General features: G+C 74.9%; 7 protein-coding genes. All 7 read right to left on the bottom strand.

Features of this window, described 5'->3' with window-relative positions:
- Positions 1 to 132: 132 nt before the first annotated feature.
- Positions 133 to 993 carry a universal stress protein gene (locus ACGF0D_RS30795; RefSeq protein WP_392921738.1) on the bottom strand — a complete coding sequence of 287 codons (861 nt, stop codon included), beginning with the start codon at positions 991 to 993 and terminating at the stop codon, positions 133 to 135.
- Positions 994 to 1,159: 166 nt separating this feature from the next.
- Positions 1,160 to 1,951 (bottom strand): universal stress protein, encoded by a 792-nt coding sequence (locus ACGF0D_RS30790; RefSeq protein ID WP_392921735.1) that lies wholly within the window; start codon positions 1,949 to 1,951, stop codon positions 1,160 to 1,162.
- Positions 1,952 to 1,995: 44 nt separating this feature from the next.
- Positions 1,996 to 4,371, bottom strand: coding sequence for a phosphoketolase (locus ACGF0D_RS30785; protein WP_392877451.1), 2,376 nt, complete (start codon positions 4,369 to 4,371; stop codon positions 1,996 to 1,998).
- 226 nt (positions 4,372 to 4,597) lie between these two features.
- A complete protein-coding gene (locus tag ACGF0D_RS30780) occupies positions 4,598 to 5,377 on the bottom strand; it encodes a GntR family transcriptional regulator (protein WP_392877453.1) in 780 nt (259 codons plus the stop codon).
- Between the two features lie 210 nt (positions 5,378 to 5,587).
- Positions 5,588 to 6,427 carry a sulfite exporter TauE/SafE family protein gene (locus ACGF0D_RS30775; protein WP_392921732.1) on the bottom strand — a complete coding sequence of 280 codons (840 nt, stop codon included), beginning with the start codon at positions 6,425 to 6,427 and terminating at the stop codon, positions 5,588 to 5,590.
- Positions 6,424 to 7,845, bottom strand: a complete 1,422-nt coding sequence (locus ACGF0D_RS30770; RefSeq protein WP_392921729.1) for a rhodanese-like domain-containing protein — start codon at positions 7,843 to 7,845, stop codon at positions 6,424 to 6,426. The genes ACGF0D_RS30775 and ACGF0D_RS30770 overlap by 4 nt, the downstream gene beginning before the upstream one ends.
- Before the next feature lie 116 nt (positions 7,846 to 7,961).
- Positions 7,962 to 9,161 (bottom strand): FAD-dependent oxidoreductase, encoded by a 1,200-nt coding sequence (locus ACGF0D_RS30765; RefSeq protein WP_392877459.1) that lies wholly within the window; start codon positions 9,159 to 9,161, stop codon positions 7,962 to 7,964.
- Between the last annotated feature and the right edge of the window lie 45 nt (positions 9,162 to 9,206).

Here is a 9,206-nt window from a genome sequence, read left to right as displayed (position 1 = left end):
GCCCGCGCCCCCCCCCCGCGCCCCCCCCCGCGCCCGGCGCGCGGCCGCGGGGGGCCCCGCGCCCCCCCCCCCCCCGCCGGCGCGGCGCCCCCCGCCCCCCCCCCCCCCCCCCCCCCGTCCGCTGGGCCGGTCTCAGTCGTGCGGCACGACCGCGACCGGGCCGTGCGCGTGGTGGAGGACGGCATGGGTGACGGAGCCCAGCCAGGGCGCGGCCGGGTGGAGCCTGGGCCGGCGGCGCCCCACCACCGTCAGGCAGGCGCTCCGGGAGGCCTCCACCAGCGCCCGTCCGGCCGACCAGGCGGTGAGCTCGGCCTGGACCCGGACCTCCGGGTGCTTCTCCCGCCAGGGGGCCAGCGCCTCCTGGAGCCTCGTCAGCTCCGCGGCCTCCAGCGCCTCCCTGACCTCCGGCTGGTAGACCACGCCCTCGGCCGAGTACGGCCCGGCGGGCACCTTCCGACTCTCCAGCACGCGCAGCGTCGCGCCCCGCGCCGCCGCCTGTTCGAAGGCGAAGGCGATGAGGTCCGGGCAGGCCTGGTCGCTGTCCAGCCCGAGCACCACGTCACCGGAGTCCTCGCCCTGACCGTCGGCCCCGGCCCGGAGCACCACGACGGGGCAGTTCGCGTGGCCCGCCACCCGCAGCGAGACCGAGCCGACCAGCAGCCCGGCGAACCCTCCCAGGCCGCGCGAGCCGAGCACCAGCAGGCCGTCGCGCCCTCCGGCGGCGGCGAGCGCGTACGCCGGGTTCCCGGGCACCTGGTCGCAGGTCGGCTCCAGCCCGGGCAGCACGCTCGCGAGGTGGTCCCGGGTGGCGAGCACCGACTGCGGCAGCGGCTCGCCGCCGGTGTCGGGCTCCCCGGGGGCCGGCGAGCCCGTACCCCCGACGTGGAGCAGCCGCAGCGGCCGGCCACTGCGGTGCGCCTCCCGGGCGGCCCACTCGGCGGCGGCCGCGCTCGGTTCCGATCCGTCGACTCCGACCACTACGGCGTACGGCATGATGACGGGCCTCCCTCGTTGGACGGTCGCGGCGAGGACGCCGACGACCCGGTGTGCGATCCACGATCGCGGTTGCCGCGGGCCGTTCCCAGGGGCCGAGCAGCCCCTGGGATGGCCCGAAGGTCCCGGTCATGACTCCGGAACGACGTCAGGACTCCGGGACGCGTCAGGACTCCGGGACGACGGCGACCGGGCAGAGCGAGTGGTGCAGCACGGCATGGCCGATCGGGCCGAGCGCGCCGACCAGGAGGGGGCGTCGCCTGCCCAGCACCAGCAGACGGGCCTTGGCCGACGCCTCCACCAGCGCCGGGCCGGCTCCCTCGCCCGTGCCCTCCGCGACGGCCTCCACCCCGGGCCGGGCGGCCCGCCACGGTGCGAGGAGACGGGCGAGGAGTTCGTCCTCGCTGTCCGCTCCCCCGCCGGCCGGGGCGTGCACGACGCGCAGCGGCAGCCCGTGCCGGTCCGCGGCGGCGAAGGCGAACTCCAGAGCGGCCTCGGCGGGCCGGCGGGCGTCCAGGCCCAGCACGATCCACTCCCGCGGGTCCGGGCCGGGCGGGTCCACCGGCAGGACCACCGTCGGGCAGCCGGCCCGGGCGGCCAGGTGGAGGGCGGTGGAGCCGACCCGCAGTCCGGGGAAGCCGCCGGCACCGCGGGCGCCGACCACGAGCAGTTCGGCGTCCTCCGCCGCGGCCAGCAGCGCCGCGGGGGCGAGGTCGTGGACCTCGTCGGCGCGGGTCTCCAGCCGGGGGTACCGCACCGCCAGGACGCGGCAGACCTCGTGCAGCGGGTCGGCGCCGGTCCGCCGCCCGGCGGACCGGCCCGACGGGTCGGACGTCGGGGGCAACGCGTGCAGGACGCGCAGCGCGCGGCCGAGCGACAGCGCCTCGCGGGCGGCCCAGTCGGCGGCGGCCAGGCTGGGGTCGGATCCGTCGACTCCGACGGCGACGGGTAGGTCCACGGTGCTGGTCTCCTGACGGTCGGCCCCCTGGTGGTGAGTCAGCCCTACCAGGTCCAGTCGGTGATCTCGGGCAGGTCGGTGCCGTGCTCGCGGATCCAGTCGTGGTGGAGGGTGCGCCGGTCGGCCATCTCCTGGCGCAGGGCGGCGGCCCGGACGGCGAGGCCGGGGACGCGGTCGATGACGTCCATGACGAGCCGGAACCGGTCGAGGTCGTTGCGGACCACCATGTCGAAGGGCGTCGTGGTGGTGCCCGACTCCTTGTACCCGCGCACGTGCAGGTGGGAGTGGACGGCGCGCCGGTAGGCGAGGCGGTGGATCAGCCACGGGTAGCCGTGGTAGGCGAAGATCACCGGCCGGTCGCGGGTGAACAGGGCGTCGAACTCGGCGTCGGGCATGCCGTGCGGGTGCTCCTCGGCGGGCATCAGCCGGGCCAGGTCGACCACGTTGACCACGCGGACGGCCAGGTCGGGCAGCCGGCCGCGGAGCAGCTGGGCGGCCGCGAGGACCTCCTGGGTGGGGACGTCGCCGGCGCAGGCGAGCACGACGTCCGGTTCCCGGGTGCCGTCCTCGGTGCCGGCCCACTCCCAGATCCCGGCGCCCCGGGCGCAGTGGGCGCGGGCCTGGTCGAGGGTGAGCCAGTCGAAGCAGGGCTGCTTGCCGGCGACCACGACGTTGACGTGGTCGCGGCTGCGCAGGACGTGGTCGGCGGTCGCGAGCAGGGTGTTGGCGTCCGGCGGGAAGTAGACCCGGACGACTTCGGGGCTCTTGTTGAGGACGTGGTCGACGAAGCCGGGGTCCTGGTGGGAGAAGCCGTTGTGGTCCTGGCGCCAGACGTGGGAGGTGAGCAGGTAGTTGAGCGAGGCGATCGGCGCGCGCCAGGGCAGTTCCCGGGTGGTGCGCAGCCACTTGATGTGCTGGTTGACCATGGAGTCGACGATGTGGACGAAGGCCTCGTAGCACGAGAACAGGCCGTGCCGGCCGGTGAGGAGGTAGCCCTCCAACCAGCCCTGGCAGGTGTGTTCGGAGAGGATCTCCAGCACGCGGCCGTCGCGGGCGAGGTGTTCGTCGACGGGCAGGGTCTCGGCCTGCCAGGCCTTGCCGGTGACCGCGTAGACGGCCTGGAGCCGGTTGGAGGCGGTCTCGTCGGGGCCGACCAGACGGAAGTCCCGGCGCTCGGCGGTGTCAGCCATCAGCTGTTCGAGCAGGTCGCCGAGCACCCGGGTGGGTTCGTGCAGTGTGCTGCCGGGCTTGTCGACAGGCACGGCGAAGCGCTCCAGCGCCGGGATCGGCAGGTCGCGCAGCAGCAGGCCGCCGTTGGCGTGCGGGTTCGCCCCGAGGCGGCGGTCGCCGTCGGGGACGCAGGCCAGCACCTCGGCCGCGGGCCGGCCGTGCTCGTCGAAGAGCTCCTCGGGCCGGTAGGAGCGCAGCCACTCCTCCAGCTGGGCGAGGTGGGCGGGGTTGTCCCGCACCTGGTCCAGCGGCACCTGGTGGGCGCGCCAGGTGCCTTCCACCGGCACGCCGTCGACCTCTGCGGGTCCGGTCCAGCCCTTGGGGGTGCGCAGCACGATGAGCGGCCACCGCGGACGCCCGGTGCCTCCCGTGCGGGCCTCGTGCTGGAGGGCGGCGATCCGGTCCAGGGCGGTGTCCATGGCCTCGGCCATGGCCCGGTGGACGGTCAGTGGGTCGTCGCCGCCGACGTACAGCGGGAGGTGGCCGTACCCGCGCAGGAGCGCGTCGAGTTCCTCCTCGGGCAGCCTGGCGAGCACGGTCGGGTTGGCGATCTTGTAGCCGTTGAGGTGCAGGATCGGCAGCACGGCGCCGTCGTGGACGGGGTCGAGGAACTTGTTGCCGTGCCAGGAGGCCGCCAGTGGTCCGGTCTCGGCCTCACCGTCGCCGATCACGCAGGCGACCAGCAGACCGGGGTTGTCGAAGGCGGCGCCGTACGCGTGCGAGAGCGCGTAGCCGAGCTCGCCGCCCTCGTGGATGGAGCCCGGTGTCTCGGGCGCGACGTGGCTGGGCACGCCTCCGGGGAAGGAGAACTGCCGGAACAGCCGGGCCATGCCGGACTCGTCGCGGGTGACGCTCGGGTAGGTCTGGCTGTAGGTTCCGTCGAGCCAGGAGTTCGCCAGGACGGCGGGCCCGCCGTGCCCGGGGCCCCAGACGCAGATCGCGTCCAGGTCCCGCGCCCTGACCACCCGGTTGAGGTGGGTGTGCACCAGGTTGAGGCCGGGCGAGGTGCCCCAGTGGCCGAGCAGGCGGGGCTTGATGTGCTCCGGGCGCAGCGGCTCGCGCAGCAGGGGGTTGGCCATCAGGTAGATCTGTCCCGCCGACAGGTAGTCGGCGGCCCGCCAGTGGGCGTCGAGCGCGCGGATCTCCTCGTCGGAGGGTCCACCGGAAGCCGTGCTGGGGTCGACGGGCATGGGTGCGCACTCCTCGGGTCTGTCGGCTCTCCGGCCGCCGGCGGCCGGCCGCTCCCATCGTCGCCCCTCGGCCGGAGCCTGCTCAGGGCCCAACAGGCCACATTCCACCGGGCGCCGGGGGCCGGTGGTCCCTGCCGTCCAGGTTTTCATCCGGACGGCCCCGTGTTCGTCCGGACGGCCCCGCGCCGCGCGCACCCGCCTGTTCGGCCGGGAGGGCGCGGTCCCGTCAGGGTGTCTGGACCGGGGCGCCCAGCCGGTAGTCGTGGGCGGAGAACGCGGCGGCGACGGCGAAGCGGTCCGCGCGGACGAGCGTCTGCCGCCACTCGATCGCACGCCCGTCGGCATCGCGGCCGAGCCGGTCGATCGCGAGCAGCGCGGTGGTCTCGGGGCAGTCGAGCAGGATGCGCTCCCCCCGGCCGGGGACCACGGCGCGGATGCGTTCCCAGCCGCCGCGGATGCGGGTGCCGCAGTGGCGTTCGAGCTCGTCGTAGAGCGCGGTGTGGGTGAAGTCGACGTCGAGCAGCGGGTCGGCCAGGTCGGCGGGGAGCCAGATCCGGTCGACGGCCAGGGGTTCCTCGTCCGCCAGGCGGACGCGTTCGAGGTAGACGAGCGGCGTGGACTCCTCGAGGCCCAGTCGGGCGGCGATGACGCCGTCGGCACGCCGGTCGAGCGCGCGCACGACACTGCGCTGGACGGCGCCGACCTCCTCGACGGAGCGGAAGAGGCTGTACGCCTCACCGATGTCCTGCTCCAGGGGGCGGCTCGCGGTGAACCGCGAGGCCTTGCCGCGCTGGGCGGTGACGAGGCCCTCCTCGCGGAGCTTGCGCAGGGCCTCGCGGACCGTGTGCCGGCTGACCTGGTACTCGGCGACGAGGTCGTGCTCGCCGGGGAAGACGTCGCGGAACTCGCCCTCGTCGAGCCGGCGCAGCAGGTCGGCGCGCAGCTGCGCCCAGAGCGGATTGCCCGGGGCTCGCGCGAGGGTCCTGGGGCCGGGCTCGGAGGTCACGGCGTCTTCCTGGGGATCAGGGGTCGGGTGGGTGGTGCGGGACACGAGGTGAATGTTCGTACCTCCGGGGGGATAGCACAAAATCGACGGCCGCCGGTCCCGCCGGGCGCGCCGATCGGGCGGCGACGGGGCACGACGGGCGGCGACCGCCGCCCGGGCGGGGTGCCCCGGGCGGCGGTCGCGCGGGCCGCGGTCGTCGTGCGGCGGTCGTCAGGCGAAGGCGCCGACCAGCATGAACGCCGACACCGCGAGCAGGACGACGGCGAAGGCCCGCTGCAGCGCGGCCCCGGAGAGCTTCGCCGCCAGTCGCTTGCCGTCCCAGGCGCCGAGGACGGCGGCGCCCACGAACGGCCCGAAGATCGCCGGATCGATGGACACGCCCGTGACCGTCAGGCGGGTGGCGAGGGAGACGACCGAGTTGATCAGGACGACCACCAGGCTGGTGCCGACGGCCTTGCGCATCGGCAGCCGGAGCACGGACACCAGCGCGGGCACCGCGAGGAAGCCGCCGCCGACTCCCAGCAGTCCGGTCACCGCCCCGAGGCCTGCTCCGGCCGCGACCGTACTCGCGTACCCCTCCCGGCCGGCCGGCTTCGCGGACGCTCCGTCCGCGGCGCCCTCCTCGGCGCCACCCGCCGCCACGCCGCCATCCGCCACGCCGCCATCCGCGGCCGGTGTCCGCCCCGCGGTTCGGGTGCCGCGCAGCATCGCCGCGGCGGCCAGCGCGGCCAGGACGGCGAACGCGGCGGTCAGTACCGGTTGCGGGATGCGGTGGGCGAGCAGGGAGGCCCCGATGGCGGGGATGACGCCGGCCGTGGCGAACAGCGCGCCGGTGCGCCACTTGACGTTGCCGGTGCCGGAGTGGCGGACGAGCGCGGTGACGGTGGTGGCGGTGACGATGACCAGGCTGGTGGTCCCGGCCTCGGAGGGCGGCAGGCCCAGCAGGTACACCAGGGCCGGGACCGCGAGCACTCCCCCGCCACCGCCCAGCGCGCCGAGCGCCACGCCGACCACGGCTCCGCAGAGCAGAGCGGTGATCAGGACGCTCACGCCGTGACGCCGTCCGAGGCCTGGTCGGCGGGGTGGAGGACCTCGCCGTGCCAGGCGGCGAAGCCGCCGCGCAGGTCGGTGGCCTCGAAGCCTCGGGCGCGCAGCACGGACGCGGCCACCGAGGAGCGGTTGCCGCCGGCGCAGACCACGGTCAGCGGCTGTTCGGTCGGCAACTCGCCGAGGCGGGCGAGCAGTTCGGGCAGCGGGAGGAGCCGGGCGCCGGGGATGGTGCCCTTCTCGCGTATCTCGCCGGGGCCGCGCACGTCCAGCAGTTCGACCTCGTCCGCGCCCTCGGTGAGTCGGTCCGCGAGCTCGTCGGCGTCCACCCGCACGACCTCGGTCAGGTGCGCGGCGCCGACGGCGTCCACCGGCGCGGCCAGGGCGCCCAGGACGCGGTCGAAGCCGATCCTGGCCAGCCGGTTCCGGGCCTCGAGTGCGGTGTCCGCGTCGCCGCACAGGATGACGGCCTCCTGGGCGTCCAGCACCTGGCCGGCGAGTTCGGCGAAGCGGCCGCCGAGGGGGATGTTGACCGCGCCGTGCAGGTGGGCGGCGGCGAACGCCTCCGGGTCCCGGGTGTCGAGCACGGTGGCGCCGCCGGCCCGGGCCTGGAGGAACTCCTCCGGGGTGAGCGGCGGGACGGGGGTGTCCTCGTCGAGGACCGGGCGGGCCTGGCGGTTGCGCACCGAGGTGAAGGCGAAGTAGGCGGGCGCGGCGGGCTGGCCGTCGGTCACCACGGCGACGAACTCGTCCTCGGTCATGTCGGCCAGGGCGTAGTTGCCGCCGCGCTGGTTGCCGATCGTGCAGCTCAGTTCGGTGGAGAGGTTCTTGCCACAGGCCGAGCCGGCTCCGTGCGCCGGGTAGACGCGCGTGTCGTCGGGGAGGGTCAGCAGGGCGCGGGTGGAGCGGTACAGCAGGCGGGCCATCTCCTCGGCGGAGCGGCCGCGCGAGCTGAGCAGGTCGGGGCGGCCGACGTCGCCGATGAACAGGGTGTCGCCGGTGAGCACGCCGAACGGGACGGCGTCACCGGCCTGTTCGCGCACGACGACGCAGATCGACTCCGGGGTGTGGCCCGGGGTGTGCAGGATCTCCAGGTCGACGGCGCCGAGGCCGAGGTGCTCGCCGTCGCCCAGCGGGTCGGTGTCGAAGTCGAGCGCGGCGGCGGAGCCGTAGGAGATGCGCGCGCCGGTGCGCTCGGCCAGCTCCAGGTGGCCGGAGAGGAAGTCCGCGTGGATGTGGGTCTCGATGACCCGCTCGATGGTCAGGCCGTGCTGTTCGGCGGTGGCGAGGTAGTCGTGGACGTCGCGCTGGGGGTCGACCACGACGGCCCGGCCGGTGGTGCGGTCGCCGACGAGGTACGAGGCGTGGGAGAGGCAGTCCAGGTAGAACTGCACGAAGACCAGGGGTCCGGCGGTCGTCATCTCAAGCTCCTGAGGGTGGGCGGTGGTTGAGCCCCGCGGCCGTGCGGGCGGGGCATGGGGTGGGGTGTCGCGGCGGTGCGGCGGGCTGTGCGGGGGCCGGGGTGCGCCCGTACCGGTCAGGCGAGCCCGCGGAGCATGAGGTTCCAGTAGAGGAACGGCAGGCCGCGCCGCTTGAGGTACCACATGTCGGTGCGCTCGCGGATGGTGTCGATCACCGGGATCGACGGGGTGGGCCGCCCGCTGTAGTCGAACTCCGCGAGCAGCATCTTGTTGCGGGCGGTGGTCAGCGGGCAGGAGGAGTAGCCGTCGTAGGAGGCCTTGGGCACCCGGCCGTTGAGGGCGGCGAGGAGGTTCTCGACGAGTACGGGCGCCTGCTTGCGCACCGCGGCGCCGGTCTTGGAGTTCGGGGAGGAGCCGGCGTCGCCGAGCGCCCACACGTTGGGGTACCGGACGTGCCGCATCGTGTGCTTGTCGATCTCGACGTAGCCGGCCGGGTCGTCGGCCCCGGCGAGCGGGCTGCGCTTGACCCAGTCCGGGGCGCTCTGCGGCGGCACCACGTGGGCGACGTCGTACGGCAGGGTCGTCGTGCCCCCGCTCCCCAGGTCGGTGACGACCACCTCGCGGGCGTCCGGGCGGACCTCGGTGACCTCGCTCCCGTAGTGGACCTTGATGCCGTACCGGCGCACCACGCCGTCGAGCACGCGGGCGAACTCGGGGACGCCGAAGATGGCGGCGCCGGGGATCACCAGGTGGACGTCGATCTTGCCGAGCACGCCCTGCCGGCGCCAGTAGTCGGCGGCCAGGTAGGCGATCTTCTGCGGGGCGCCGCCGCACTTGACGGCGCCGGTCGGCATGCTGAACACCGCGCTGCCGGAGCGGGTCTCGCGGATGAAGCGCCAGGTCGCGGGGGCGTACTGGGGCAGGTAGTTGCTGGACAGGCCGTCCTTGCCGAGCCCGGCTTCCAGCCCGGGCACCCGGTCCCAGTCCAGCTGGATGCCGGGGCAGACCACGAGGTGGTCGTAGGAGACGGCGCCGCCGTCGTCCAGCGTCACTTCCCGGGCCTCGGGGTCGACGGCGACCGCGGCGCGGCGTATCCACTCCACGCCCTTCGGCATGACGGACGCCTGTGACCGGATGCTCTCCGACAGCGGCGCCCGGCCGCCGCCGACCAAGGTCCAGAGCGGCTGGTAGTAGTGACGATCGCTCGGATCGAGCACCGCCACGTCCTGCTCGCCCGCGCGGCGGAGCCTGGCCGCGACGGTGATTCCCGCGGTCCCGCCACCGATGATCACGATCCGGTGATGCCTGGTTATCAAGGGGTCCCTCCCTCACGAAATGTACGGACATTAAAGTAGAGAGAC

This window comes from Kitasatospora sp. NPDC048298, assembly GCF_043201465.1.
GTDB lineage: Bacteria > Actinomycetota > Actinomycetes > Streptomycetales > Streptomycetaceae > Kitasatospora.
Note: the sequence above shows the minus strand (reverse complement) of the source record. Positions and strands in the feature narration are given on the sequence as shown.